Origin of the sequence: Methanosarcina sp. 2.H.T.1A.6, from assembly GCF_000979455.1 — an archaeon.
GTDB lineage: Archaea > Halobacteriota > Methanosarcinia > Methanosarcinales > Methanosarcinaceae > Methanosarcina.
This window is the reverse complement of sequence record NZ_JJOY01000006.1, coordinates 122,986-147,860: the sequence shown is the minus strand read 5'-3', so window position 1 is coordinate 147,860 and position 24,875 is coordinate 122,986. Positions and strand designations below refer to the sequence as shown.

Genomic DNA, 24,875 nt, shown 5'->3' with positions numbered 1-24,875 from the left:
ATTGAAATAAAAAATGGAATAGAGAATGGAACAGATAAAGATCGGAAACACTCTCGTTGACTACCGCTTAATCTATTCTTCCCGGCAGAAAACCATTGAGTTAGTAATTGATCTGGAATCCGGGTTTACAGTCAAAGCCCCTGGAAGCATGAGCAAAGAAGAGGTTGCCTTAAACCTTCGACGGAAAGCCAGCTGGATTATAATCAACCTCGATAAAATGAACGAGGTTATAAGAAACGAGACCCGGAAAGAATTCGTAAGCGGAGAGAAATTCCTGTACAAAGGCAAGCGCTACAGGCTGAAAGTAGTACAGGAAAATGAAGAAATAGTCCCATCCCTGACCTTTACCCACAGCAAGTTCATAGCCCATGTACCTGCAAGCGTCCCGGAATCTGACTATCCTCGCATCATACAGCCCTTGTTCATCAATTTTTACCAAGAAAAAGCGGAAAAGGTCCTCAACCAGAGGGCCAGAATGTATTTGAAATACTTTGAAGAGAAACCGTCTCTTATCAAAGTTCAGCCCCTGAAAAACAAGTGGGGAAACTGCTCAAAGACAAATCAGTTGAGGTTCAACTGGCGGGTTGTTATGGCTAAAATGTCAATTATTGACTATGTGGTTGTCCACGAACTCTGCCACACAAAATATAAAGACCACTCAAAGGCTTTCTGGAATGAGGTGCAGAAAATCCTGCCGGACTATGAAAAAAGAAAAGAGTGGTTGAGGGTGCAAGGGGATCTGTTGAAGATATGAATTCCACTTGTAGTTGAAACTCACCATTTTAGGGCCTATCCGAAAAGTCAGATCCATGAAAAGTTGTAAAGATATTGTTTTATCCGATTATCTCGTATTGAAATAGGATAATTATGGGGAAGAATATTCACGAAATCAAGGAAATAAAGGGCTTTGCGCCCAGGTCTGTTGTGTACGCTGAAAAGATAAATGAGGATTTTGGCGAAGGGCTTGCAGGCTTTTATAAAGCTATATGGGCTGAGAGAGAAGGCGGACTTTCCATTAAGCAGAAGCATCTGACTGTCTTTGCTATTGCCTGTTCCAACAACAACACAGACAGCGCAGTCAAAATCTTGCAAAAGCTTCATCAATTCGGAGCTACCAGAGCAGAGATAACTGACGCCATGATGATGGCTGCCTGGACCGGCAGGATTCAGAATTTCACGGATATTAGTTCAGTGATACTCAAAGAAATGGAGAAACATGGCTATTAACAGCCCTACGGTAACAGTCAATAATGGAATAGTTAAGAGTTATAATAGATATATAGTATCCGAGTAGACGTTCCGGTTATTCATATGCCATTTGTAAAGGTCAGTAGGTCACAGCACTTTTCGGATAGGCTCTTAGAGCGTGTCTTAAAATTGAATTTGATTCCACAATTGGGATAAGACTTACGCATTTGAACTGAAAAATGGTGGCATTAAACCGTTAAATGTCCAAAATGTAAATTTAACCCCTAATGTTTACTGTACTTGATTTTATGCATCGAATGCGTATGATCCTGTGGGATAAAGTACATCCTTAAGGTCAATATGTACTTGAATTTCGGAAAAATTTACTATCCGATTTTAAAGTTAACGTTACAATTATCCAATTGTAGAAATGGTTTGAATTTTAAGACGGCCTCTTAGTGAATTTACCTTGTAAAAGTAAAATCCATTTGTTACAAACCATTTTTAAAGCATTGATAACACACAGGTTTTTCTTTAGAAGTATCTGTCGGTTTGCCGCATTTATGACAATACTTTTCCTTATACTTTGGATTTCCAAATCTAGCCCATGAATTATAACAATCGCTACAAAACGGTTCATTTGGATTAGACCTTATTTTTTCCCCACAACGAATGCATGATCCAGAATCACTGATCAGGTCCTTTTTATAGTAGTTTGCAATTTCCCGGAGAAAAGCAGATCCATACCTCTCAAGTTTCTTTTGCCCCACTCCTGTAATACTTAAAAACTCGTTAGAGTTCTTTGGAATTTTAAAGCATATTTCTTCAAGAGTTTTATCCGTAAATATATAGTACGCAGGTACATTTTCCTGTTCTGCAACTTTACTTCGAAGTATTCTCAATCTCTCGAAAAGATTCAGGTCATTTGAATTACTATCATAAGTTGTTATTTCTTTTTCTTTTTCACTTTCGATTTTCTCTTCTGCTTTCAATTGCCCGTTTACTTTTGATAGTTCGTTTGATCTTGAAACCCTATCACCGATCTCACTATCTCTAGGTGCTACTTTTTCAACTGTTACTTTAATTTCTTCACTTATCCTGAATAACCTTCTAGCTTCATCATAAATATCTGAATATAGTTTTGAGTCTTCATCTTTTGTCACAGATATTCCCATTTCATAATTATTGATCTGTGAATACTCGTATAGATTCATTGAGGTGACAATTGCCTCACTTTCATTTAAATAGCATTTAGCATGTAAGTCCTTACAAAAACCGGTACGAACGGAATTAAGTTGTTTCAGCCAGTTATTCTCATCAGGCTGCAGTTCATTTTTTCCATAAACTATTTTTACATCAATTTTCATTCTGTCTTTATCTTCAATTAAATCCTTAATCTTATGGCTTATCTTCAAATATGGGCTTATTATAACGACTTCCTTCGTCGCGTTTTTGATGATTTTTGTCAAATAATGAGTAGTTGCTTCGGTATCCAAAAATTCAGCCATTTCCTTCCCCCAGTTACTTCGATTACACCCCGTGACTGAGTAAATTTAATTAATATGTATACTTACTCACTTTTTTTATTTAACCTTGTCTACAGACATATATTTAAATAAAACTAATATTATATAATTGTTCAAATATTATCAAATCGACAACCGTTTGTCCTCATCCAAAACCTTTTTATAACAAGTATTGTATTAGACATTGTTGTACATAATTATACGTCAGTGGTTACAAATGCACGACTCGATCCTCCACATCCTCAACACAACAAAGACCCGGATCCAGGCTTTTGGGGCCGATGTCCACAAGGAAGACCCGCAGCCGCAGTTCCAGAAAAGGGACTTTATTGCCGCTGTGACAGCTGTAAGAGCAGACGGGCGGGTGCCGGTAATTGCGGAAGTCAAGCCCGCATCCCCTGGAAAGAGCTTCAGGGATATACCCCCGGCAGTGGCTGCTGAGCTTGCATGGGAGATGGAGGAAGCCGGAGCTGTTGCAATTTCGGTCCTTACTGAACCAGGAGTGTTTCGGGGCTCACTTGAAAACCTGAACGCCGTCAGGAAAACAGTCTGTTTACCGGTTCTGAGGAAGGACTTCATTATTGACAGGCGGCAGCTTGAGGAAGCGGAAAGTGACCTCATACTCCTGATTGCAGGCATCCTGGGAAAAGAGCTGGACGCCTTTGTTGATCTTGCTCTTGAAAAGGGCTTTGAGCCGCTGGTTGAAGTTCACAACAGGGAAGAGCTTGAACTTGCGCTGGAAACCGGCACAAAGCTCATCGGGATTAATAACCGGAACTTTGAGACACTTAATATCGACCTGGCAACCACTGAAGAGCTTGCACCCCTCATCAGGGAATACGACCTGGACCACGGGACCAGCCATATCATTATAAGCGAGAGCGGGATGAACAGTCCCGAAGATGCCAGGCGCGTGATGCAGGCAGGGGCAGATGCTGTGCTTATAGGGTCTTCACTTATGGAAAGTGACTCCGTTTTTGAGAAAACTAAAGAATTCGTCCAGAGTTTTTGCTGGCGTTAACAACTGCTTTTCCTTGACTTTCAGGAACTTTCGGCCTGTGGAAATTAAGGTCGAAAAATCCGCTTTCATTTCAAAACTAAGGTAATAATTCTGTTTCATAAAATCAGGAATCACAAATCAGGAATCACAAATCAGGAATCAAGAATTCAGGAATTAAAAATTAAGGAATCACAAAATCAGAAATCAAGATACAAGGGAGTAATCAAATTGACAGGAACTGAAGTTTCAGAATCTCAGGTAAAAGGAAAGTACGGGAAATTCGGAGGGCAGTACGTACCCGAAGTCCTCATGCCGGCCCTGGAAGAACTTGAAGAGGGGTATGAGAAGTACAAAAACGACCCTGAATTCCTTGCAGAGCTTGACCATTACCTGAAGGACTTTGGGGGCAGGGAAACTCCTCTTTACTTTGCCCGGAACCTGAGCAAGAAATACGGGACAAAGGTCTATCTCAAACGGGAAGACCTGGTGCATGGGGGCGCCCACAAGCTCAACAACGCTCTCGGACAGGCCCTGCTTGCAAAGTTCATGGGAAAGACCAGGCTGATCGCCGAAACAGGTGCCGGGCAGCATGGGACTGCAACTGCCATGGTGGGAGCGACTCTCGGGTTTGAGACTATCGTCTACATGGGGGCAAAAGACGTCAAACGCCAGCAGATGAACGCATACAGAATGGAACTCATGGGGACCGAGGTAAAAGCCGTACAAACCGGCTCAAAAACCCTCAAAGATGCAATCAACGAGGCAATGCGGGACTGGGTCACCAACATAGGAAACACCCACTACCTGATCGGTTCAGTGGTCGGCCCCCACCCCTACCCGATGATCGTAAGGGATTTCCAGAGCGTGATCGGGCGTGAAATAAAGGAGCAGGCAATGGAAAAAGAAGGCAGGCTGCCTGACTCTATCATCGCCTGTGCAGGCGGCGGGAGCAATGCAATGGGGAGTTTCCATCCCTTTGTCGAAGACAGGGAGGTAAAGCTGATTGCCGTAGAAGCCGGGGGAAAAGCCCTGAAGTGTACGGAAAAAGCAGCTCTCCACTCAGCTTCTCTCTGTGCCGGAGAAGAAGGAATCCTGCACGGGGCCAGGACAAAGGTGCTGCAGGACAAAAACGGGCAGATCCTTGAGTCCGAATCCATATCAGCAGGACTTGACTACTCAGGAGTAGGGCCGGAACTGGCTTACCTTTCGGAGAGCGGCAGGGTTACAGCCCGCTATGTCACAGATGACGAAGCGCTTGAAACTTTTCACGAACTGAGCCGGCTCGAAGGAATCATTCCTGCCCTTGAATCCTCACATGCTCTTGCCTACCTTAAAAAAGCTGCCGAATCCGGGGAACTTGGAGAGTTTGTGGTTGTAAACCTTTCTGGAAGAGGGGACAAGGACCTGGAAACCGTCCTGAGCCTGAAGAGAGGGATCTAAAATGGAAAGGCAAATGGAAACTGAACTTAGAAGGCAAAGTAGAAGGCAAAAAATTTCAGAAAAATTCGGTGAACTCAGGGAGAAAAAAGAAGGAGCCCTTATCGGCTATGTGATGGCAGGAGACCCCTCCGCAGAAGCAACCGCCGGGGTTGTAAAAGCCCTGGCAAACGGGGGCGCGGATATTATCGAACTCGGTTTCCCGTTTTCAGACCCCGTGGCTGACGGGCCAACCATCCAGGCAGCAGGACAGAGGGCACTTGCAGCCGGCATGGATATTGAACGTTACTTCGAGCTTGTCAGAGCCCTTGAGGTTGAAGTCCCTCTTGTGTGCATGACCTATTACAATCCGGTGTTCAGGTACGGAGTGGTAAAATTCGTAGCCCATGCCGCAGAAGCAGGGATAAGCGGACTGATCATACCCGATATCCCGGTAGAAGAAGCAGCTGACCTGAAGAACAGCTGTGAGAAACACGGACTTGACCTGATCTTTCTGGTCGCACCTACAACAACCGATGCAAGAATCCTGAAGATACTGCAGAGAGGCTCAGGCTTCATTTACCTGGTTTCAAGGCTTGGAGTTACAGGAACCAGGGCGGACGTTTCAGGTTCCACAAAAGAATTGCTTTCCAGGGTAAAAACCAATATTCCGAAAGCCGTGGGCTTTGGGATCTCAACCGGAAAGCAGGCTGCAGAAGTTATAAAAGCGGGGGCGGACGCTGTAATTGTCGGCTCGGCTTTTGTCAGGGTCATCGAAGAAGGAAATGGCGTAAACGAAAAGCTGGAAACCCTTGCAAGGGAACTCAAATCCGGCATACTTGAAGCAAATTGAAACAGAAAATTCCAGAGGGGGCAGAAGAATGCAGGGAATGAAAGTATATATTAAAAAATTGGACGAAGGCTGCGACCTGAGTTCAGAAGAAGCCGAAGCTGCACTGGGCGAGATTCTGAGCACATCAGGGGATGAGGAGATTGGGGCATTTCTGCTAGCCCTCAAGGCAAAAGGGGAAAAACCCGAAGAAATCACAGGCTTTGTAAAGGGAATGAAGAAAGTCGCCAATATGATCCGGCCGGACGTTCCTTTCAGGCTTGTGGACGTCGTTGGAACAGGAGGAGACGGGCTTAACACCATCAATGTCTCAACAGCAGCTGCAATTGTGACTGCAGCAGTCGGAGTCCCTGTAGCCAAACACGGAAACAGGGCCGCCACCTCAATGTCCGGAAGTTCGGATGTGCTTGAAGCCCTCGGGATCAAAGTGGAGCTTGCCCCGGAACTTGTCAGGAAGACTATAGAAGAGATAGGCATAGGGTTCATGTTTGCCCCGGTTTTCCACCCTGCCATGAAGCGGGTTGCAGGAGTCAGGAAAAAGCTTGGGGTAAGGACGGTTTTCAATATCCTTGGACCCCTGACCAATCCGGCAGGAGCAAAAGGGCAGGTCGTAGGAGTTTTTGATAAAAGCCTCTGTGAGCCGATAGCTTATGCTCTTGCTGAGCTCGGGACCGAACACGCTCTTGTGGTGAACGGAGACGGGATGGATGAGATCTCAAACGTGAGCGAGACCTACGTTGCCGAATTAAAGGACGGAAAGGTTTCCACATACACTCTGACTCCGGAGGCTCTGGGCATGCTGCGGGCAAAGCCCGATGAAATCAAAGGCGGTTCCCCGAAAGAAAATGCCCGTGACCTCCTCTGCATTTTTAAGGGACAGAAAGGGCCCAAGAGGGATCTTGTTATCCTGAACGCAGCCGCAGCCCTGTATGTGAGCGGGATAGTGGGCTCAATCCGGCAGGCAATCCCCATTGCCGAAGATGCGATTGACAGCGGGAAAGTAATGGTCAAGTTCAACCAGTTCCGGAATTTCACTGCCGAAATTTCCAGGCAGGGCAAAAAAGAGAGATCTAGCTCGGGAAAAGCGCTTCTTGCCTCTTCCGACACGTCTGTGTTAAGCCCGGCTTCCGGGGAAAGGGCATGAAAACATGCCCGAAAACCCGGGTAAAAATCTGCGGGATCCGCAGTCCTGAAGATATGGAACTTGCAGCCCTTTACGGAGCTGATGCCGTGGGTTTTATCACGGAAGTCCCTGTGGAAAGCCCGAGGAAACTCGATTCGGACACCGCTGCTGCCCTTGTCTCAAAAGTTCCGAAATTCCTTGATTCGGTAATGGTCATAATGCCTGAAAATTCCACCTGCGCCCTGGAACTTATCGATAAAGTAAGGCCGGACATAGTGCAGATCCACTCCAGTCTGCCCCTTATCGAACTTGAAGTCATAAGGGAAAAAACAGACATCCCCATCATAAAAACCCTTTCTGTGCCTGCCGGTCGGGGAGCTTCTAAACTCCAGGACCTTGTAAAGCGGCTTCTTGAAGAGGTCCGCGAGCTGGAAGAAAGCGGAGCTGTGGACAGCGTGCTTCTGGACTCAGGGGTTGCCGGAAAAGCCGGCGGTACAGGCTTTGTTCATGACTGGGACCTGAGCCGGAGAATTGCAGAAGAAACAGAACTTCCCCTGATCCTTGCCGGCGGGCTCAAACCCGAAAACGTGCAGGAAGCTATCAGGGCAGTTTCCCCCTATGCTGTGGACACGGCTTCAGGGGTAGAGACCTGCGGAAAAAAAGATGCTGTGAAAATCAGGACGTTTATTGAAGAAGTGAGGTGTGCCGATGCTTTCCTTTGACCTTGGAAAAGATGAATTTCTGGAACTTGTCTCCGGGCTCGAAAGGCCGGGCCTGGTCCAGCTCTTTGCAAAAGTTGAGGCTGGATGTTCCCCTGCCTGCTCTCCCCTCGAACTTTACGGGGCCCTGCGGGTTTCAGGGACAACAGGCTACTCCTACCTGCTGGAGTCCGTTGAAAAACAGGAAAGCAGGGCAAGGTACTCCTTTGTTGGAAACGACCCCGATGCCGTGCTGAAAATAAGTGACCGAAAAATTTCCCTTGAGCTCCTTAACCCAAAAGCTTCTCCTCTCTTTGAAGCGATCTGCGCAAAGATGGAGGAAGTCTGCGGCCCGGAAACCGCAGAGAATAAAGAAGCGAAGAAAAATGAAGGTCCGGAAAAGTTTACAGCTGCAATTCCAGAGGGAAAAGATGTTTTCGATGCCCTTCGCCTGGCTTTTCCTCCGGCAAACGGGATAGAACTTATTAATTCCAGACGTTTTGAGAGGCAGACCTTCCTGGGAGGGGCTATCGGCTATACAGCGTACGATGCAATCTATGACAGCTGGCTTGGGGTCGAGAAAGGCTTTGAGTCCGACATCCCCGAACTTCAGTACCTGCTCGTTTCAAAAAGTTTTGTCTTCGACCACCTGACTGAAGAGGTCTACATAGTTGTCACCCCCTTCGTAAGCCCGGAGTCGGATGCAGGAAAAGTGTACGAAGAAGCGCTTTCAGAGGCAGAAAGGCTCTGCTCCAGAATTAAGGGAGCTCACCTGCCGGAAGATATAGCAAAAGCATCAACCGAAAAAGCAATTGTTTCAGGAGCAAAAGTTTCGAGCCCATCGACGGCATCAGGTCCACGCGTACAGGTCTGCAGCGTTGACCAGGCGGGATTTGAGGAGTCCGTACTCCAGGCGAAAGAACATATTTTTGCAGGGGATATTTTCCAGGTAGTCCTTTCCAGGGAATGCGAGTTCGAACTGGAGCAGTCTTCGTTTGAGCTTTACATGCAGCTCAGGGCAATCAACCCCAGCCCTTACATGTATATCTTTGAGTTTGGAGACCTTGCAATTGTAGGGGCAAGCCCTGAGACCCTGCTGACCGTACACAAAAGCACTATTATAATAAATCCCATTGCAGGCACTTGCCCGAGGGGAAAGTCCGAAGCTGAGGATGAAGCCCTGGCTTCACACATGCTCAACGACGAGAAGGAAAGAGCAGAACATGTAATGCTTGTTGACCTCGGACGAAACGATGTCCGGATGGTTTCGGAAAGCGGCTCGGTAAAGGTTTCCGACTTCATGAAAGTCCTGAAGTATTCCCATGTCCAGCATATAGAAAGTACGGTTTCGGGAACCCTGAGGCCCGAGTGTGACCAGTTCGACGCTTTCAGGGCGGTATTTCCGGCAGGGACGCTTTCAGGGGCTCCGAAAATCCGCGCAATGGAGATTATTTCCGAACTTGAAACAACTCCAAGAGGAATCTACGGCGGTGGGGTCGGGTACTACAGCTGGAACGGGGATGCTGATTTTGCAATCGTTATCCGGACCGTGCTTGTACAGGGCAAAAAGGCTTCAGTGCAGGCAGGGGCAGGCATTGTTGCAGATTCCGATCCTGCGTATGAGTTCAGGGAGACCGAGCGAAAGATGGCAGCAATGCTTGCGGCTATCGGCGGAGAACTCTGAGATGAAATATATGAAAGTTTGAGACATATGAAAGTTTGAGACATATGAAAGTTTGAGATATATGAAAATTTGAGATGAGATATATGGAAATACATTTAATGAGGGAGATTTCAGGGCAGGGAAATTCAGGGAAAAGAACTCCGGGAAGTAAAAATCCGGAAGAAATAGCTTCAGGAGGTGTTTTCAAGTGAAGATTGTTTTCATTAACAACAAGGACTCCTTTGTGTGGAACCTGGTAGATTACATTTCGTATTTTGAAAAAGATACCCTGGTCCTTCCCAACACAGTAACCTTAGAAGAACTCAGAGAAATAAAGCCTGATGCCCTGGTAATTTCTCCCGGACCCGGAAATCCTTCGGACCCGAAGGACATAGGAAACTGCCTGGAGATCATCAGGGAAATGGGCAGGGAAATCCCTCTTCTGGGAGTCTGTCTGGGGCACCAGGCAATCAACGTAGCCTTCGGAGGACCTGTAGGGAGAAGTAAAGTGGGACCTGTACACGGAAAAAGTTCAAGGGTCCTGCACATTGAATCGGCGCTCTTTACAACACTTAAAGAGCAATTTGAAGCAGGTCGCTACCATTCACTTGAGATTGGGAAACCGGCTCCCGGAATAAAGGTTACTGCACGAGCAGAAGACGGGACCATCATGGCAGTCGAACACGCAGAATATCCTATCTACGGCCTGCAATTCCACCCTGAGTCCGTGCTTACTCCCGAAGGGTTGAAAATAATAGAAAGATTTCTGGAAATATCGAAGAACTTTAAAAAAAGACAGCAGGCTGTTTAAAACAGCCCTAAATTTTTTCTGCCCGGCCTGTATTATTTAGCTGATAATTCTGTTAGCTAATAATTCTGTTAGCTAATAATTCTGTTAGCTGATAACTTTGCTAACCCACTGGTAGTCTAACCCACATAGTTGTTATTTTTCCTTTTCAGAAGCTCCGGCTTCAGGTTCTTCTTCCTCGGCTTCTTCTTCGAAAAATTCATCTTCTGTGAATTCCTCATTGGGCCTGCCTTCGTAACCTGCGGGCTGAAGGTTCTGAAGCTCTGCGAATTCACCTACTGTCTGGGCGATAAGCTGAGGATACTTTTCGATCTGTTCCCTTGTAACGAACTTCCCTTCCTCCGAGGCCTTTATAATTCCTTCTCTTGCAGTTTTTGCCATGTTGCTGAGGTCTTCGAGCTGCTGCCTGTCTGCCAGGTAACTCATCTCCTCAAGTACCAGGGTAGTCCAGAGGGTTACAACTTCCATTCTCTTTGCAACGGCCCCTGATCCTATAGCTTCGAGTGCTTCCACTGCATTTTTTGCAGGTTCAAGCATCTGAAACTGCACTGCCCCTTTCCCTATCTCCTGCACAGCTTTTGAAAAAGACCACATGGCATTTGAAAGGTTTTTCTCAAGCGTAGGTTCTGCAAGGCTTTTAAGGACCTGTATCGTATTAGTTGCAACGGTATCAATCTTCTTCTGGACGGCTTTATTACCTATATTCCGGAGTGAGATTATAGCCCTTTTTAAATCTGTCTCCAGGTTTGCCATTATCAGCTCTTCGCTGAATTCCCGAAGGTACTCAATATACTGGAGTGCGTCATATTCATTTTGTTCCCTTACAGCTTTTTCTCCAGATTCTCCAAGTTCAATAGCTTTTTGTTCGTTCAATGAGAACATGTTAAAACCCCTTTCCAGTCAAATCCTGTTATAAATGCCGGTTTTAATAATTAAATTATTTATATCGGTATACTCTGATATTAGTCTTCCTATATTTTTGGAAATTTATAAAGAGTTTTCAGGCGTTTATTTCTTTTGACCGGCTGCCAGGCAAGCTGGTGGAGGTGTCCTATAAACTATAGATTTAAATACGATTTTCGGGGTCAAGAGAAATACTGATCTGGGTGGAAGGCCGGCTTCAGCTCTGCAAAGCGCAGGAAAAAAGACATGAGGTGCCTTTACGGATATTCCGAATTATATTGACCGACTAATAAAAGACTGAATATTTATTTAAAAGTGAGGCAATAACTTTATTTTATATACAAATGATTTTAGAGAGTCATTGGCTTTTATATATGGTTTATCTATTCGGTTCTCTGAAAAGATATCGGACTAATTAATCCAAACAGTCCTACATTATCATTAAAGGAAAAGAGTTAAATACATTTCTTACATAATATATATCATACAAATAAAAAACTCATCCGGGATTCTGGCATATTTTCCCGTGTGAGTACAAACAACATAACCTCCATGGCAGGGGAAAGGGTTCAACTCCTTACCTTTCCCCTATTAGACTAAATTATTTTTGTACCGGGATCTAAATAATAATGTATTGGGTAGGCATTAAAAACGAAAGGAGTATCCTCTGTATTTAGTCCGGATTTAAAAACGAATAAAGAGTTTCTTTTACAGTATCTAGATAAGATCTTTTAGAGTAAATTAAAAATCTTCCATCAGGGCTGCGGCATTTATTGCAGCTTTTTCAAGACCCTCATCTGCAGCGCACCTTCCAATATCCCTGATTAAAGAAAAAAAATCTTCATTGAAGGTTTCAAATTCATTTTCCGAGCCTATGCAAGAATTATGGAGTTCTTTTAAACAAAACTGGCTTTTTATAGCCTCATTTTCCATTCCTTGCCTGACCGCCTCTTTTCCGACTTCTTTAAGGGAGATAGCTATCAGCCGAAGAGAAAAAATCGTTTCCATGTAAGCTGTTTTTTCCCCCAGAGCTTTAAGAGCAAGAGCAGTCTCCAGCACTGCTTCATTAGCCCCGTTTCTTGCTGCTTCCTGCCCGATCAGCCCGAGGGAAGCTGCCGCGTTAAGAACACCATCTGTCATATTTTCCTCAGCCGCAGCCATCCCCAGGGATTTTATGCACGCGATTGTCTCGCCTGTTACCCCTTGCGAGAGCCGACCTGAAAAAAATCTCATCCCAAGCTCACCCAATTCATCTATTACCCTGAAAAGCTGAGCCTCTTCTCGAGCCCTAACAGCCTCAAGTCCAGGCTCAAGCAGAAGGAATTCTTCTGTTAAAAGCAAATTTAGCCTCCAGTTTCAAGCCGTTATTACAATTTATGAACCCACAGGTTATTACTGTTTCGTATTTTACCGGTACATATTCATTAAATTAAAAACCGGACTGCAAAAACTGTAATTGGAATAAAAATCTTGTTTAATAATATTTGATTTGAAATGATATGAACTCATAAAGGGAATACAAAATAAGTTAAAGAAAAGAAGTATCTATTCAGGGTTAGGGAGGTACATCTTCAATCGCCGCATGAAGTAAACTAATAACAGGCATTTTATTTTTTATTAGTGTAGATATGTATCCCCTTATTCTACAGAATACATCCGTACCATATTGTTTTCTAAAATTTCCTGATATTTTTTGTTGAATTGTTATCATCCTGAGATCTCTTTCTGCCTGGTTGTTGCTAAAAGGAACTCTCAGATCCATAGCAAACCTCAAGATCTCTTTTTCATACTTTGCAAGTCTATCAAGAAGATTTTTTGCCTTACTCTGCGCTTGTCTTCCTCTTTTAACCTCATCGTCTTTTGATATTTCAGGTGGAGGATTGTCTTCAAATCCTTTTATTAGTATTGAATGATACTTTTCTATGAATGTTTTGATCGTATCTTCATCTATTTTAGTACCCTGTTTTCTGGCACAATCAGCGTGTTCTTTAATTTCATATAGGAGATCCACACAAAACAACGAAGGACCTAAATACAGATATTTCTGATCCGTACAACCGTATTCGCTCTACCGAAATGTCTTGTCACACTCGACGCAGAATAGTGGTCTTTTCTGCAGAAAAGGAAAAGAAGAGGAAAGCCAGAAATAAACACAACAGGAAAAAAGCAAAACCTAGAAGAGATAGAAAATTAGATTGGGAAAGTAATTTGTGGTCAATGGAAGTATTTCTCAGGTAAGGGGGATTTCTCTAAAAATCCCCTATAAAATTCAGGTTCTCCTGATAATAGTATAAATTCTTGAATTTCAGGGCAGGAATTGAATTTTTACGCTGCTGTCAATTACGGTCACACTGGACTGAAGCTCTTCTTCTCTACTTTTAAGTTCTTCCTTTAAAACAGTCAATTTCTTTTCGGTACTTTCAACTTCTTCTTCAAGCAGGCGGGCTCTTGCCAGCAGTTCTGCCTCCTTGTGTTCAAGGCCGGCAAGTTTTCCGGTATCCGAGCTTGCGAGTTCGGCTTTTTTTGCTTCAAACGCTTTTTGAGCTGCAACATATTCTTTTTTCTTCTCATCAAAGCCCGAAATTGCGGATCTGACCTGTGCCAGGGTTTTTTCTTTCTTCTGGGTTTGTATGTCAAGGGCAGGATCCTCAAAAACCTTCTGAAGCTCCGGGAAAAAAGAAGGGTCAAGGTTTACAGGAGCTTCAAGGCAGATATCAAGCTGCTGCTTTACCTCTGGCTTTAAAGTATACCTGCTGCTTTCATGGAGTTTTTTTATCTTTGAGAGGTTGCCTGAAAAAGGAATGACAAGGGAGTTCAGGCCTGTTTCGGCTTTTTTGAGCCTGTCTCTGGCAATATCTAATTCTCCCTGAAGGCTCTGCAGATTTTGCCAGGCTTCTCCCTGTTTGAAATCTTCGAGAGCCTGACCGGTTCTGGCAATTTCATCTTTTAAAGTCTGGATTTTCCGTTTTTTAGATTCGATTTCCAGGTTTTCAGCCTCCATTGAGGCAGATAATTCCTGAATATCTTTCATGCCTGTAGAAGCTGCTTCAATAGCTTCCATTTCCCTTTTATGTCCCCGAATCGTTTCCCTTAGCTCATTAAGGACCTGACCCAACCTGCCAAGGCTTTCAGTAACGTCTTTTGACTCCTGAGGAAAGACAGCCCTGGTGTATCGGAAACTCTGGTTCATATGTTCAAGACAGGTGTCCAGATTCTGCACAGCTGCTTCATGAAACCCTTTAAGGGCCTTGAAATCCGTATTTTCCATAACTCCTAATTTATCTATGAAGACTCCAACCTGTTTTGTTACATTTTCCCGGTTGCTCTTTGCTCGTTTTACAGCCCTTATGTCAAAATCTCCCTCAACTTTTGCTTCCAGAAGCCTGGAATTGCTTTCTTTAAGCTCAGAAATCGCAACTTCAAGCTTTCTGAAAAGGCCCGAGACATCCTTTTCTATTTCAGAAGATATTTTTTGAGAACTCTCTTCCAGCAATGCGGGCAGTTCATCAAAACTAACTTCACTGAAAATAATTTTCTCGTGAGAGCTTTCTTGTTTTCCGAAGAGCTTTTTGATCCACTTCAATTTAGGCCTTCCTGAATTTGATGAGTTTAATAAATATATGCAGCCAATAAATCTATAGATTAATAATTTTATACGGTTTAGAACTCGTTAGGGTTTAATACTTAAAATAATTAATAATTTAATAGGATAAATAATTTGGTAAAGTTAATTATTTGACGCAGTTATTTGGGGTATATTTCTTAAATCCCTATATGTGTTAAAAAGCGAGGGAAATAAAAAATGGGTGATGGAATAAGCAATGGAATTGATGGAATAAGCAATGGAATAATAGAACAGATGATTCCGTATACTGATATAACAGTATCCAGGCTGATTTTCGCAATAATAGTGCTGATTGGAGGATTTATTTCAGTAAAATTTCTTGTTTATATTTTCAGGAAAGGAATACAGAAAACAAAACTACCTGACCTTACGACTCAGTTTCTGGCACATTTTCTGAGCATCCTCCTGTATGTGATAGTTATCCTGGCCTTTTTGAAGAGCCTGAGTTTTGATGTGGATAGTTTTGTAGTAGGGCTTTCTGCGATAATAGGTCTGGTTCTGGGCCTGGGGATGCAGGACACCCTTACGAACTTATCAGCCGGAGTATGGGTTGCGGCAATCAGGCCTATTGACATGGGAGAGATGGTAATAGTAAACGGACAGACGGGGAAAGTAAAAGCAGTTGGGATTATGTCGACAGAACTCCTGACCCCTGACAACCAGCTTATAACAATCCCGAATAAGCTTGTCTGGGGAAGTTCCATTGTCAATATGACCCGCATGCCTACAAGACGGGCTTCCGTGGATGTGGGCATAAGCTATTCATCAGACATTGAAATAGCTATCAAGATAGCTCTCGACCTTATGAAAGGGCACCCTCTTGTACTCCCGGATCCTGAACCTGCGGTGGTAACTACCGAGCTTGCTAATTCTTCCGTAAATTTGCAGCTCAGGGCCTGGACAAAAACCGGGGACTTTGCGGCTGTAAAGAATAATCTGACCGCCGGGGTCTTTGAGGCTTACAGAAGAGAAGGAATTGAAATTCCCTTCCCTCAGATGGATGTACATGTAAAGGAAATAAAAACGGAAATAAGTGAAATTCAGGCAAAAAGCATTGGAATAAAAGCATTTGAGTAATTATAACCGGATAAAATACAGAAAAAATGCAGATAGCTGGATAAAAGGCCAAAAAAATTCAAATAATTGGATAAAATGCAGAAAAAATACAGTTACAGGAATTTACCGTAAGGCAGGGCTGCTTCAGCAAAAATCCAGACAGCCCGGCCTTATTTGTTAAAATTGCCTGTCAATTGTCGGTCTTTGTTTCTCAGCAGGTTATATGGAACACTGCAGAGACTCTGCCTTCGATTTCATTCCAGCGTTCAACTGCCCAGGGAGTCGGGAAAAGCTCTATTCCGCATTTTTTTCCCGTGAAAAAGTCTTCAGCTTCCTCCGAAAGTTTCACAAACCCTGTCTGCCCGGTCCCTATGATGATTTTTTCTGTCCCTTCCTCATAAATATGCTCTGCTTCTTCAAGAGATATTTTATGAGAGGTTCCGTACTTTTCTTTTGAAAGCATTTTCTCCCGGTTTTCAACTCTGCCGTCGAGGCGGATGAGAATATCGTAATCAAAAGTCTCTCCTTCTACAGTAATCGAACCAAAACTTGTGGAATCAATCTTTGGTTTCATGGCTACCTCCTGAAATTAAAACTGAAAACGAGATTTTATATTTTACAATTGTTTAGCACGCTTCATATAAATAACAGGAAGTTTGCTCCGGATACATAAACTCACATCAGTTTAGTTGAAAGGAATACAGGAATACTTATTTATATTTATTAGAAAATATTAAACATTGACACAATAATAAAAATACAAATATGACCAGAGGTGAAAAAACGATGGGAAGCCATTCGTTAGAAGATTTTATCAAAAACACAGGAAAAAGAGCCCCTGGGCAGGGAGTTTTTGAACTGGAAAGAGAACACCTGCTAGAGGTAAACCTCAACGGCATGGTATGGACAAAAATGGACTCCATGGTAGCATACACAGGAGACATAAGGTTTATGCGGGAAGGAGGCCTTGAACACGGGCTTGGAAAGCTCGTGAAAATATCCCTTGCAGGAGAAGGTATCAGCCTCATAAAAGCAGAAGGACGGGGAAAACTCTACCTTGCGGACAAAGGGAAGAAGGTCTCAATTCTGAAACTTGAAAACGACTCCATCTTCGCAAACTGTAACGACATCCTGGCTATTGAAAACTCTATCAACTGGGATATCAAGATGATGAGAAAGCTCTCAGGAGTGATGGACAATGAGATTTACAACGTAAAACTTGAAGGAACCGGTATGGTTGCCATCACCACCCACCATGATCCTCTGACCTTCAGGGTAACTAAAGAACGTCCGGTCTTAACTTCCCCCAGCGTCACAGTTGCCTGGTCAGGAAACCTTGAGCCGGAGATAAAAACCGATATCTCCCTGAAAACTCTCATTGGAAAAAGCAGCGGAGAATCCGTCCAGATGGTTTTCAGAGGAGAAGGATTTGTAGTTGTCCAGCCTTATGAAGAGGTATATTTCCAGGCGCAGCCCGAAAAAAGAGTTTCAAACGTAATTTACACCTAACCCAAACCAGATCCTTTACTCCGGAAAATAAGAAAGGGTAAGGAAAAAATTGTGCCTTTTCTTCTTTTCCGTATTAATTTTCAGAAGCCAGGGCTTGAACTTCATCGCCACAGGTTGTCGAAAGCCTGTCCTTTTCTATTTTTGCACATTCCATTGCGTCTTCCACAGCCTCCCTGATGATATATCCGGCTTTGTGCAGGATAGTATCCCCTATCTGGGGGTCTTTGTCCATGCTTCCGGTACAGGGATAGGAGTGATGGGCTCCTGAGACGGTTTCTTTGTATCCCGAAAGATCGGTCCAGCCGAGCTTTTTTGCGACAAACCAGGTTGAGCCGCAGGGGGCATCCCGGATTACGCCTGCTCCTATGAACATCTTCCCGTCAGGGCTCATCTCGATCCTGAGCACCGGCCTTCCGAAACCAAGGTCCACAAAAGCATCTATAATTGGCTTTCCGGTCTTTTCAAGGGCACAGAAGGGTTTTGGAGCCTCGAATTCAACACCTGTAGCTTCGAGTTCTTTTCTGAGCTGCTCAAGGACACCGGTAGGAGTCTTCTTTGAGTCTTCAGCAGGTGCAATTACGGCTTTTGCCCCCGTTTTCTGCACGACTTCCGGAAGGGCTGCAAGGAGGTCGGGGTGGATCCCTATAGCAAGGATCAAATCACACTCCGGAAGCTTTGGAGGCAGGAACTGGGCGGGCTCTTCAATAAATGAAGGCAGGTCGTCCGGAAACTCATGGATTCCCACAATCAGGTTTGCATAAGATTTCCTTGCCTGGCGGCAGTGGTTGCAGAGCTCACCGCACGACACGCAGAAACTTGACGGATTTATCAGATTCTGGATAACTTTTTTTCCGAGTTCGCCTGTATAAAGTACAAGGATTCTCATAGGTTTGCTCCCCTTTTTCAAGGATTCCAAAGGCACTATGCAAATTCACTTTCTTTGTAAAGATTCCCCCGCCTGTTTTGTCTCTCAGAATGAAAAAATACAGAGAAAAAATCTGCTTTTGCGGGAGTTGCTGATATGCTTTTAAAATGCAGTTCTGACGGAAGGTGCTTGAGACAGCATATACTTCCAACAGCAGATGACTTTCACCTGTAATCATCTTACTATACATCATAATTATTTGTTTCAATCTATAAATAAGGAGGGTTTCAAAATAGATATCGGTATCCACAACTATACTCCTGTATGAACGCTCTATGCCGGATAAAAAAAGCTGAAAACCGGGGGAAGGATGAAAAAGGTAGAAAAAGAGGAAAAGGTGAGGAAAAAAGGAAAAGATAGAAAAAAAGGAAAATCGAAGGAAAAAGGAAAAGATAGAAAAAAAGAAAAGGTGAAAAAAAGAAGAAAAAAGAAGAAAAATCCGCGGATCGGTTTTCTTTCATTCTCCAAGTTTTAAAGCCCCGTGCGGGCACATCTTGATGCACATGCCGCACTGGATACACTTCTTTTCGTCCACGCAGAGGCCCCAGGTCTCATCAAAAGCATAAACCTTCATCGGGCAGACGGAGATGCAGGCTCCGCATTCAACACATTCCTCCTCATCCCTGTGAATGGGCCGGTCCAGAATTGCAACTATTGCCCCTCTTGATTCGAGAGCATTTTTAATCTTGTCGAACCTGGAATCTTTCACATCTGCAATCAGTTCTCCGTAAGTCGAGTCGATATTAGCGACCATGATATTAAGCAGGATTCCTGTTTCGATAATGGACTCGGAGATAATGGGATTATGGATCCTTTCCGTAGGGATGCTGATCTTTATTTTCACGCTCAGTACCTCCTTGCAAGAAGTTTGCTTATATTGTCACTGGTGATTATTCCGAGGACTTGTCTCTGTGCATCGATAACAGGCATTGCAGAAACGCCGTAGCGGTCCAGCCTGCGAGCTGCAAGATCTACAGGTTCGTTCGGGGCACAGGTAAGGACTTTTTTCGTCATGACACTTTCTACGGAATCAAATCTGTTTTCGGCGACGGCTTTTGAGATATCCCATGCGGTCAGGATTCCTACCAGTTCACCTGTATCCGAAATCACAGCAAGGTGGTTGAAGGAGTTCTCCCAGATTTTCTTTGCAGCGTCCTGAACCGTCTGGTTCTTTTTGATTGTTACAATAAAATCGGACATGACGTCTTTTACGAGAGGTACTGCCTGAGTCTGTTTCATGGATTTTGCCGAGCCTTCACAGCAAATCCTTTCCACAGGCATGCTGACAAAGAAGTTCCCGTGCTTTACCCATTCCTTAAGTTCATTTGCAATCTTTCTTGCGTTCTTGAAGCTTGAGAGGGAGGAGGTCGGAACATCCTTTCCATCAATCTGCACCGAGCCTGATCTGAGATCGGCATAGTTTACCTGCTTTATCACAGGCTTATCCCTGCTGCCCACAGCATAGTCGAGGACACTGGTCATAATGTCCACGTCACGCACTGCAGTTGAGGCTGCAAGTTTTTCATTAAGAATAGGGATCGGAATTCCAATTCCCATATAAAGGGTTGTCCCATAGCCTGTAAAAGAAGCAGCCCTTAAATAATCAGGATTCATTTCCTTCAGGTTCCCTTTAAGCATGAGGGTCCCAAACCCGCCGGAGGGGGAGTGCTGGGTCCCGTTTCCGATAATGTAGCCCTGGGCTCCGCCCATAAAAATCCTTGTACCCATCCCGATAGTTTCATAGCTGGGGTCATTTGAGAGAGGAGAAAGCACTCCAGCTCCGGAATAGGTTACATTCCCGAAGTTGGGAAGAAGCTCTCCCATATAGGTGTTCAGAATCCTTTTTGAACTGTTTGTTGCAGCAGCATATTTCTGGTAGGCATTCCTGGGGTTGAGAAGGACTGCCTCGTTCAGGTCATTAAGGGTGATTGTCGTATCAAGTACTTTCCTGGGGTAACAGTCTGTCCCATAGGAAGTTGCATGCACATCGATTTCTTTTCCCCTCAGCAGGTCTTCAATAACATGTGCTCCACCATACTGTATCCCGCGTGTGTCCGAGATCTGGGCAGCTCCAAGGTAAGCGTCAACAGCAGCAAGCCCGCTGTATGCCTCCACATTATTGAACCAGACTTTCTGAATTTTGATTGGAGGTTCAGAATGACCTAGATTAAGCATCAAACCTGAAGAGCACATGGCTCCGAAAGTGCCTGTAGTGACCACATCCACTTCTCTTGCGGCACCTTCCACGCCAAGGTTTTCAACAATCCCGACCATTTCCTCGGCTGTGACTACATTGACGCTTCCATCTTCAATTTTTTTATTGATCTCATGAACCGATTTTTCAACCATGCGGGTTTCCTCTTAGTACAAATTTATCTAGATGGTAATTTTTGCCAGAATTATATATTACTTGTGATAATCCCGGAGTAACAGCCACTTCCGGAATAGGTGAAAAGTTCTGGCTTTGCATCATTTATTTTAAGACTATCGCTGTCAGATCTTCATTCCAATGATCGATAGTCATAATCGAGAGTCATATATATTACTTATGGTAATTAAGACTATATTTCCACAAAGGCTATTTCTTAAAGTAGCAATAATCGTTCACACCATATACAGGTTGAATAAAATGTAATTCTTAAAGTCAGGAAGTGGGGTTATTTTCAGTAAGTTTCTTATGCTTGCAGGATATTACCCGAGATCAGGTGATTTATTGACACGTGTACTTGCTACCGGAACTTTTGACATTTTGCATCCGGGACATGTTTATTTCCTGACCCAGGCAAGAGCTCTTGGAGATGAGCTCTTCGTCATTATTGCCAGGGATTCCAATGTGACTCATAAGCCGAAACCAATAATTCCTGAGGAGCAGCGGTTTGAGATGGTAAATGCACTTGGAACGGTGGACAAAGCCCTTCTTGGCAGTGAAACAGACATGTTCGAACCCCTGAAAGAGATAAAGCCGGACATAGTTGCCCTGGGTTACGATCAGTATTTTGATATTGAACCTCTGGAAAAAGAACTTACTAAAAGAGGTCTCCCTGCAAAAGTAGTAAGGGTTCCATTTTCAAAGGAGTGTCCCCTCTGCAGTACCGGCGCAATCATAAAAGAGGTCCTTAAACGGTATGGGTAAATTTACCCATACCGTCTTTATTAAGAAAACGTTTTTTGATCTCTTTTAAAAAGGTTGCTTCGGAATAGTGTTTTATGTAAATATCTTTTCAAGCCTGTCAAGAGCTTCCCGGATTCTATCAATGGATGTTGCGTAGGAAATCCTGATAAAGTCCTCTCCGGAAGACCCGAAAGCAATTCCCGGGGTCACTGCCACATGAGCTTCCTTCAGGAGCCTTTCAGCAACCTTGGTCCCGTTTCCAAACTCGCTCACATTGGCAAAGGCATAGAAGGCCCCGTCTGGCTTTTTGCACTCAAGTCCTATTTTATTCAGCCCGTCGATGAGGATATCCCTGCGCATCTTAAAGCGGTCAACCATTGCCTGGACTCCTTCCTGAGGGCCCTGAAGGGCTTCAAGCCCACCGTACTGGACAAAGGTAGTGGCGCTGCTTACGGAGTGGGACTGGATCTTCTGTAGAAGTTTAAAGATATCAGGGGGAGCTGTAAGGTATCCAAGCCTCCAGCCAGTCATTGCATATGCCTTGGAGAAACCGTTTACAGTGATGGTTCTCTCCTGCATTCCGTCAAAACTGCCAATACTGATATGTTCCCGGTCATAGATGATTTTCTCATAGATCTCATCTGAGACTACCAGAAGGTCATGGTCAATTGCAAGATCGGCAATGCACTTGAGGGTCTTTTTCCCGAATACTCCGCCTGTCGGGTTGCCCGGGCTGTTTACAACAATGAGCTTTGTTTTATCATTTATGTAATCGGCGAAATTGTCCGGCAGGAAACCTTTCTCAGGAACCGTAGGAACCCAGACAGTTTCTGCTCCTGCAAAACGGATGCAGGCGTCATAAGTTACCCAGGCAGGATCAAAGAGAAGGGCCTGATCCCCGTCGTCGAGGGCCCCCATCATCACTTCGAAAATCCCCTGCTTTGCGCCCGGGGTGACCAGCACATCTTTTTCGGCCACATCCAGATTATTTTCCGTCCTCAGTTTTTCGGCAATAGCTGCCCTTAGCTCCGGAATGCCTGCAGAAGGAGCGTAGTGGGTTTTTCCCTCATACATAGCCTTTGCTGCAGCATCGCAGATGTTTTTAGGGGTGTCGAAATCAGGTTCGCCAAGGCTAAAATTGATAACGTCTGTACCCTCTTTAATCATTCTGGTTGCAATGTTGGAGATCCTGATCGTTGCGGATTCTTCTACACGCTTGAGCCTTGCGGATGTCATAGGAATGGTCCTGCTTTGTTACTTTTTTGCTAGCTTATTGAAGCATCAAGGAACTTCACAGCCGCCGCACCAGCTTTACTGCAGCTTCTACTGCCCTTTTAGCATAGTCGACACGTTCATGAGCAGCCATCCTGGTCATACCCGGACCCGGAATTCCAAGAGTTACTGGCTTGTTGAACTCAAGGGAAAGATCCATGATCTTCCTTGCGGCGTGCTGCATAACCACCTGGTCGTGGTCGGTCTCACCTTCGATTACCGACCCTATGGTAACCACTGCATCAATGTCTTCCCTCTGGCAGAGCTTCTTGATTGCAAGGGGCATGTCAAAGACTCCTGGCACGAGAATTGTCTCTTTAACTGTTGCCCCCAGGAATTCCGCATGCTCTCTTCCAAGCAGCTCCATCTGGTAGGTCAGATCCCTGTTAAATTCAGCTACAACAAATCCTAGGCTAATAGTCATCTAGTAAGGTCTCCAGTCTTGTTTTTAACTTAAAGTCGCTTCACATTCTCAAAGGACCTGCGTCCTCAAAACCCTGCCTCTGACCGGTACCGGCCTCCCTGACCAGTTTTTCCGGCTTGAAGAGCAGTTTTATCACGTTTAAGGCGTGTTCCCGGGTCCGCTTGTCCATGAGAAAAGCGAGTTCTTTTTCGTCTTTTCCTTCATCCTCATGGACAAAGACCTCGATAATATGGGTATTGGTCATGAGCTGGGCCATGATAAGGCCCTGAGAGGCTTCATGAGCGCACATTTTGTCTTTTTGCTCCCTGCCAGGCATTCCAAGGGCCATTACGATATCGCAGCCTTCTTCTTCAATAAGCTTTTTGGCTGCTACCGGAAGGTCCTTTATCCCAGGCACGGTTACCCTTTTAATCTTTACGGATACGTTATTCTGTATCTCGTCGATTGCTGCACGTCCCATATTATAGCGCGCAAACGTGGTATCTGCAATTCCTATTGTGGGCATGTGAATCCGATCGGAATTTAATGGTTAATATTCTTCTGGTTTTCCTGAAACGTTTATAAACTTTGGTTATGAAAGATTTTTTAAATCCTCTCATAACCTATCAATAACGCGTGTTGCAGCTTCTGTGCCTGCTCCCACGCTGTCAATGTAACCCCGCTTCTTCAGCACGATTTCCATCTGCTGGATAGTGGAAAGAACATCCCTTGCAGTTACATTCCCCATGCTTCCAATTCTGAAAATCTTGCTCTTCAAGCGTTCCTGCCCGCCAGCTATAATAATGCCCCGCTTCTTCATGTCATTTTTAATGTCTTCCCCATCAATCCCTGCAGGAGATTTCATTGCAGTGATGGTGTTGGAGTACTGGCTGTACTCGTTAAGCTGAGGGAACATCTCTATGTTCATTGCGCCGGCTGCTGCCCTTACGGCTTCGGAAAGAGTCGTGTGCCTTCTAATCCTTGCCTCCATGCCTTCTTCTTTAACGATGTGAAGGGCTTCCTGAAGAGCATAAAATAGAGGAATAGCAGGAGTGTAAGGTGTTTCCGGCTTGGGTTTATCCCCGCTCTTTTTATATGCCTTAAGGTCATTATAGTAGGGCCTCTTCTTCATGCCAGTTATAACCTCAAAGGCTTTTTCGCTTACGGAAACAGCTGCCATTCCCGGTGGAGCTGCAAGGCATTTCTGAGAACCAACTATTGCAATGTCAACGCCCCATTCATCGACTTTGACTACATCTCCCCCAAGGGAGGTTACGCCGTCCATAATAAAAAGAGCATCGTGTTTTTTTGCAAGTTTGCCTATTTCTGCAGCAGGATTCATGATACCTGCAGAGGTCTCGTTGTGGACAAGGGTGATGGCTTTTGCTCCTTCTTCGAGCTTTTCCTTAACCTGTTCAAGGTCAACAGGAAGACCCCATTCAAACTCCAGGGGCACCACTTCGGCATAGAGGGATGCAAGGTCTTTGAAACGCTCTCCGAATTTTCCGTTTTCTATAGCAATAACTTTATCCCCTCTTCCGGCCACAGACCCGACTGCAGCTTCCATTCCCGCAGTCCCGGAACCACTGAGCAAAAAGATGTCGTTTTTTGTCTGAAAAACGTCAGCAAGAATTTCCCTGCAATCAGTATATATTGCGGCAAATTCAGCACTCCGGTGGTTGATCATCGGTTTTGACATTGCTCTAAGGACTCTGGGTGCGACAGGTACGGGACCAGGCATCATGAGAAGGGTATCTTCCAGATCCATTTATATAAGACTCCACACTTTTTCAAAGAT

The 24,875-nt window shown here is 44.5% G+C and carries 26 protein-coding genes; 13 read left to right on the top strand and 13 right to left on the bottom strand.

Annotated elements, in window-relative coordinates; all coding sequences use genetic code 11:
• The first annotated feature begins 25 nt into the window (after positions 1-25).
• Both EO98_RS02685 and EO98_RS02680 read left to right on the top strand, forming a co-directional pair.
• Positions 26-754 carry a M48 family metallopeptidase gene (locus EO98_RS02685; protein ID WP_048140611.1) on the top strand — a complete coding sequence of 243 codons (729 nt, stop codon included), beginning with the start codon at positions 26-28 and terminating at the stop codon, positions 752-754.
• A gap of 113 nt (positions 755-867) precedes the next feature.
• Complete coding sequence (locus EO98_RS02680) at positions 868-1,227, top strand: carboxymuconolactone decarboxylase family protein (RefSeq protein WP_048140613.1); 360 nt, start codon at positions 868-870, stop codon at positions 1,225-1,227.
• Positions 1,228-1,679: 452 nt separating this feature from the next.
• Here EO98_RS02680 and EO98_RS18695 read toward each other — a convergent pair whose 3' ends face one another.
• Complete coding sequence (locus EO98_RS18695; protein WP_052734519.1) at positions 1,680-2,696, bottom strand: HRDC domain-containing protein; 1,017 nt, start codon at positions 2,694-2,696, stop codon at positions 1,680-1,682.
• Positions 2,697-2,931: 235 nt separating this feature from the next.
• Here EO98_RS18695 and EO98_RS02670 point away from each other — a divergent pair, with 235 nt between their 5' ends.
• The 7 genes from EO98_RS02670 (at position 2,932) to EO98_RS02640 (ending at position 10,275) form a co-directional block, all read left to right on the top strand.
• Positions 2,932-3,735 carry an indole-3-glycerol-phosphate synthase gene (locus EO98_RS02670; RefSeq protein WP_048140615.1) on the top strand — a complete coding sequence of 268 codons (804 nt, stop codon included), beginning with the start codon at positions 2,932-2,934 and terminating at the stop codon, positions 3,733-3,735.
• Between the two features lie 207 nt (positions 3,736-3,942).
• Positions 3,943-5,154 (top strand): tryptophan synthase subunit beta, encoded by a 1,212-nt coding sequence (trpB, locus tag EO98_RS02665; RefSeq protein WP_048140617.1) that lies wholly within the window; start codon positions 3,943-3,945, stop codon positions 5,152-5,154.
• Positions 5,155-5,167: 13 nt separating this feature from the next.
• Positions 5,168-5,983: a tryptophan synthase subunit alpha gene (trpA, locus tag EO98_RS02660; protein WP_048140689.1), complete on the top strand. Its 816-nt coding sequence runs from the start codon at positions 5,168-5,170 to the stop codon at positions 5,981-5,983.
• A 28-nt stretch (positions 5,984-6,011) separates the two neighbouring features.
• On the top strand, positions 6,012-7,124 hold the full coding sequence (gene trpD / locus EO98_RS02655) for an anthranilate phosphoribosyltransferase (RefSeq protein ID WP_082098447.1): 1,113 nt from the start codon (positions 6,012-6,014) through the stop codon (positions 7,122-7,124).
• Positions 7,121-7,825 carry a phosphoribosylanthranilate isomerase gene (locus EO98_RS02650; protein WP_048140619.1) on the top strand — a complete coding sequence of 235 codons (705 nt, stop codon included), beginning with the start codon at positions 7,121-7,123 and terminating at the stop codon, positions 7,823-7,825. Before trpD ends, EO98_RS02650 begins: the two co-directional genes overlap by 4 nt.
• Positions 7,812-9,485, top strand: coding sequence for an anthranilate synthase component I (trpE, locus tag EO98_RS02645; RefSeq protein ID WP_048140621.1), 1,674 nt, complete (start codon positions 7,812-7,814; stop codon positions 9,483-9,485). Before EO98_RS02650 ends, trpE begins: the two co-directional genes overlap by 14 nt.
• Positions 9,486-9,672: 187 nt before the next feature.
• Positions 9,673-10,275, top strand: coding sequence for an aminodeoxychorismate/anthranilate synthase component II (locus EO98_RS02640; protein ID WP_048140624.1), 603 nt, complete (start codon positions 9,673-9,675; stop codon positions 10,273-10,275).
• Between the two features lie 132 nt (positions 10,276-10,407).
• On the opposite strand, the gene EO98_RS02635 is transcribed toward EO98_RS02640, so the two are convergent.
• The 4 genes from EO98_RS02635 to EO98_RS02620 all read right to left on the bottom strand — a co-directional run bounded on the left by EO98_RS02635 (position 10,408) and on the right by EO98_RS02620 (position 14,758).
• On the bottom strand, positions 10,408-11,154 hold the full coding sequence (locus EO98_RS02635; protein WP_048140626.1) for a hypothetical protein: 747 nt from the start codon (positions 11,152-11,154) through the stop codon (positions 10,408-10,410).
• 762 nt (positions 11,155-11,916) lie between these two features.
• Positions 11,917-12,516, bottom strand: coding sequence for a hypothetical protein (locus tag EO98_RS02630; RefSeq protein WP_048140630.1), 600 nt, complete (start codon positions 12,514-12,516; stop codon positions 11,917-11,919).
• A 214-nt stretch (positions 12,517-12,730) separates the two neighbouring features.
• Positions 12,731-13,186 carry a transposase gene (locus EO98_RS02625; protein WP_048140631.1) on the bottom strand — a complete coding sequence of 152 codons (456 nt, stop codon included), beginning with the start codon at positions 13,184-13,186 and terminating at the stop codon, positions 12,731-12,733.
• Positions 13,187-13,480: 294 nt separating this feature from the next.
• On the bottom strand, positions 13,481-14,758 hold the full coding sequence (locus EO98_RS02620; RefSeq protein ID WP_048140633.1) for a hypothetical protein: 1,278 nt from the start codon (positions 14,756-14,758) through the stop codon (positions 13,481-13,483).
• Positions 14,759-14,977: 219 nt separating this feature from the next.
• Between EO98_RS02620 and EO98_RS02615 the strand changes: the two genes are divergently transcribed.
• On the top strand, positions 14,978-15,877 hold the full coding sequence (locus tag EO98_RS02615; RefSeq protein ID WP_048140635.1) for a mechanosensitive ion channel family protein: 900 nt from the start codon (positions 14,978-14,980) through the stop codon (positions 15,875-15,877).
• A 190-nt stretch (positions 15,878-16,067) separates the two neighbouring features.
• Here the strand turns inward: EO98_RS02615 and EO98_RS02610 are convergent, their stop codons facing one another.
• The gene (locus EO98_RS02610) at positions 16,068-16,430 is read right to left on the bottom strand and encodes an Mth938-like domain-containing protein (protein ID WP_048135022.1); all 363 of its coding nucleotides are present in this window, start codon (positions 16,428-16,430) and stop codon (positions 16,068-16,070) included.
• Between the two features lie 212 nt (positions 16,431-16,642).
• Here EO98_RS02610 and EO98_RS02605 point away from each other — a divergent pair, with 212 nt between their 5' ends.
• Positions 16,643-17,365, top strand: a complete 723-nt coding sequence (locus EO98_RS02605) for an AIM24 family protein (protein WP_048140637.1) — start codon at positions 16,643-16,645, stop codon at positions 17,363-17,365.
• A 73-nt stretch (positions 17,366-17,438) separates the two neighbouring features.
• Here the strand turns inward: EO98_RS02605 and EO98_RS02600 are convergent, their stop codons facing one another.
• Entirely contained in the window at positions 17,439-18,251 is an 813-nt protein-coding gene (locus EO98_RS02600; RefSeq protein WP_048140642.1) for a DUF166 domain-containing protein, read from the bottom strand.
• 349 nt (positions 18,252-18,600) lie between these two features.
• On the opposite strand from EO98_RS02600, the gene EO98_RS18130 reads away from it, so the two are divergent.
• On the top strand, positions 18,601-18,765 hold the full coding sequence (locus EO98_RS18130; RefSeq protein ID WP_156160990.1) for a hypothetical protein: 165 nt from the start codon (positions 18,601-18,603) through the stop codon (positions 18,763-18,765).
• On the opposite strand, the gene EO98_RS02595 is transcribed toward EO98_RS18130, so the two are convergent.
• Together EO98_RS02595 and EO98_RS02590 are read right to left on the bottom strand one after the other, a co-directional pair.
• The gene (locus EO98_RS02595) at positions 18,748-19,134 is read right to left on the bottom strand and encodes a 4Fe-4S binding protein (RefSeq protein WP_048135013.1); all 387 of its coding nucleotides are present in this window, start codon (positions 19,132-19,134) and stop codon (positions 18,748-18,750) included. The two genes, EO98_RS18130 and EO98_RS02595, sit on opposite strands and share 18 nt — an antisense overlap.
• A gap of 2 nt (positions 19,135-19,136) precedes the next feature.
• On the bottom strand, positions 19,137-20,639 hold the full coding sequence (locus EO98_RS02590; RefSeq protein WP_048140643.1) for an L-aspartate semialdehyde sulfurtransferase: 1,503 nt from the start codon (positions 20,637-20,639) through the stop codon (positions 19,137-19,139).
• Positions 20,640-20,967: 328 nt separating this feature from the next.
• On the opposite strand from EO98_RS02590, the gene EO98_RS02585 reads away from it, so the two are divergent.
• The gene (locus EO98_RS02585; RefSeq protein WP_048140644.1) at positions 20,968-21,423 is read left to right on the top strand and encodes an adenylyltransferase/cytidyltransferase family protein; all 456 of its coding nucleotides are present in this window, start codon (positions 20,968-20,970) and stop codon (positions 21,421-21,423) included.
• A gap of 72 nt (positions 21,424-21,495) precedes the next feature.
• Here EO98_RS02585 and EO98_RS02580 read toward each other — a convergent pair whose 3' ends face one another.
• From EO98_RS02580 to EO98_RS02565, 4 genes are all read right to left on the bottom strand, one after another.
• Positions 21,496-22,638 (bottom strand): pyridoxal phosphate-dependent aminotransferase, encoded by a 1,143-nt coding sequence (locus EO98_RS02580; RefSeq protein WP_048140645.1) that lies wholly within the window; start codon positions 22,636-22,638, stop codon positions 21,496-21,498.
• Between the two features lie 55 nt (positions 22,639-22,693).
• Complete coding sequence (ribH, locus tag EO98_RS02575) at positions 22,694-23,098, bottom strand: 6,7-dimethyl-8-ribityllumazine synthase (protein ID WP_011032198.1); 405 nt, start codon at positions 23,096-23,098, stop codon at positions 22,694-22,696.
• Between the two features lie 40 nt (positions 23,099-23,138).
• A complete protein-coding gene (ribC, locus tag EO98_RS02570) occupies positions 23,139-23,603 on the bottom strand; it encodes a riboflavin synthase (protein ID WP_048135006.1) in 465 nt (154 codons plus the stop codon).
• A 90-nt stretch (positions 23,604-23,693) separates the two neighbouring features.
• A complete protein-coding gene (locus EO98_RS02565; protein ID WP_048140646.1) occupies positions 23,694-24,845 on the bottom strand; it encodes an alanine--glyoxylate aminotransferase family protein in 1,152 nt (383 codons plus the stop codon).
• Positions 24,846-24,875: the final 30 nt, after the last annotated feature.

Bases quoted from the DNA above. Each gene is read 5' to 3' on its own strand.
- EO98_RS02635 (WP_048140626.1), bottom strand. From the start codon at position 11,154: ATGTTCTCATTGAACGAACAAAAAGCTATTGAACTTGGAGAATCTGGA.
- EO98_RS02585 (WP_048140644.1), top strand. From the start codon at position 20,968: ATGCTTGCAGGATATTACCCGAGATCAGGTGATTTATTGACACGTGTA.
- EO98_RS18695 (WP_052734519.1), bottom strand. From the start codon at position 2,696: ATGGCTGAATTTTTGGATACCGAAGCAACTACTCATTATTTGACAAAA.
- EO98_RS02600 (WP_048140642.1), bottom strand. From the start codon at position 18,251: ATGAGAATCCTTGTACTTTATACAGGCGAACTCGGAAAAAAAGTTATC.
- EO98_RS02565 (WP_048140646.1), bottom strand. From the start codon at position 24,845: ATGGATCTGGAAGATACCCTTCTCATGATGCCTGGTCCCGTACCTGTC.
- EO98_RS02680 (WP_048140613.1), top strand. From the start codon at position 868: ATGGGGAAGAATATTCACGAAATCAAGGAAATAAAGGGCTTTGCGCCC.
- EO98_RS02580 (WP_048140645.1), bottom strand. From the start codon at position 22,638: ATGACATCCGCAAGGCTCAAGCGTGTAGAAGAATCCGCAACGATCAGG.
- trpD (WP_082098447.1), top strand. From the start codon at position 6,012: ATGCAGGGAATGAAAGTATATATTAAAAAATTGGACGAAGGCTGCGAC.
- trpE (WP_048140621.1), top strand. From the start codon at position 7,812: ATGCTTTCCTTTGACCTTGGAAAAGATGAATTTCTGGAACTTGTCTCC.
- EO98_RS02685 (WP_048140611.1), top strand. From the start codon at position 26: ATGGAACAGATAAAGATCGGAAACACTCTCGTTGACTACCGCTTAATC.
- EO98_RS02670 (WP_048140615.1), top strand. From the start codon at position 2,932: ATGCACGACTCGATCCTCCACATCCTCAACACAACAAAGACCCGGATC.
- ribH (WP_011032198.1), bottom strand. From the start codon at position 23,098: ATGACTATTAGCCTAGGATTTGTTGTAGCTGAATTTAACAGGGATCTG.
- EO98_RS02650 (WP_048140619.1), top strand. From the start codon at position 7,121: ATGAAAACATGCCCGAAAACCCGGGTAAAAATCTGCGGGATCCGCAGT.
- EO98_RS02610 (WP_048135022.1), bottom strand. From the start codon at position 16,430: ATGAAACCAAAGATTGATTCCACAAGTTTTGGTTCGATTACTGTAGAA.
- EO98_RS02615 (WP_048140635.1), top strand. From the start codon at position 14,978: ATGGGTGATGGAATAAGCAATGGAATTGATGGAATAAGCAATGGAATA.
- EO98_RS18130 (WP_156160990.1), top strand. From the start codon at position 18,601: ATGAAAAAGGTAGAAAAAGAGGAAAAGGTGAGGAAAAAAGGAAAAGAT.
- trpA (WP_048140689.1), top strand. From the start codon at position 5,168: ATGGAAACTGAACTTAGAAGGCAAAGTAGAAGGCAAAAAATTTCAGAA.
- EO98_RS02605 (WP_048140637.1), top strand. From the start codon at position 16,643: ATGGGAAGCCATTCGTTAGAAGATTTTATCAAAAACACAGGAAAAAGA.
- ribC (WP_048135006.1), bottom strand. From the start codon at position 23,603: ATGCCCACAATAGGAATTGCAGATACCACGTTTGCGCGCTATAATATG.
- EO98_RS02590 (WP_048140643.1), bottom strand. From the start codon at position 20,639: ATGGTTGAAAAATCGGTTCATGAGATCAATAAAAAAATTGAAGATGGA.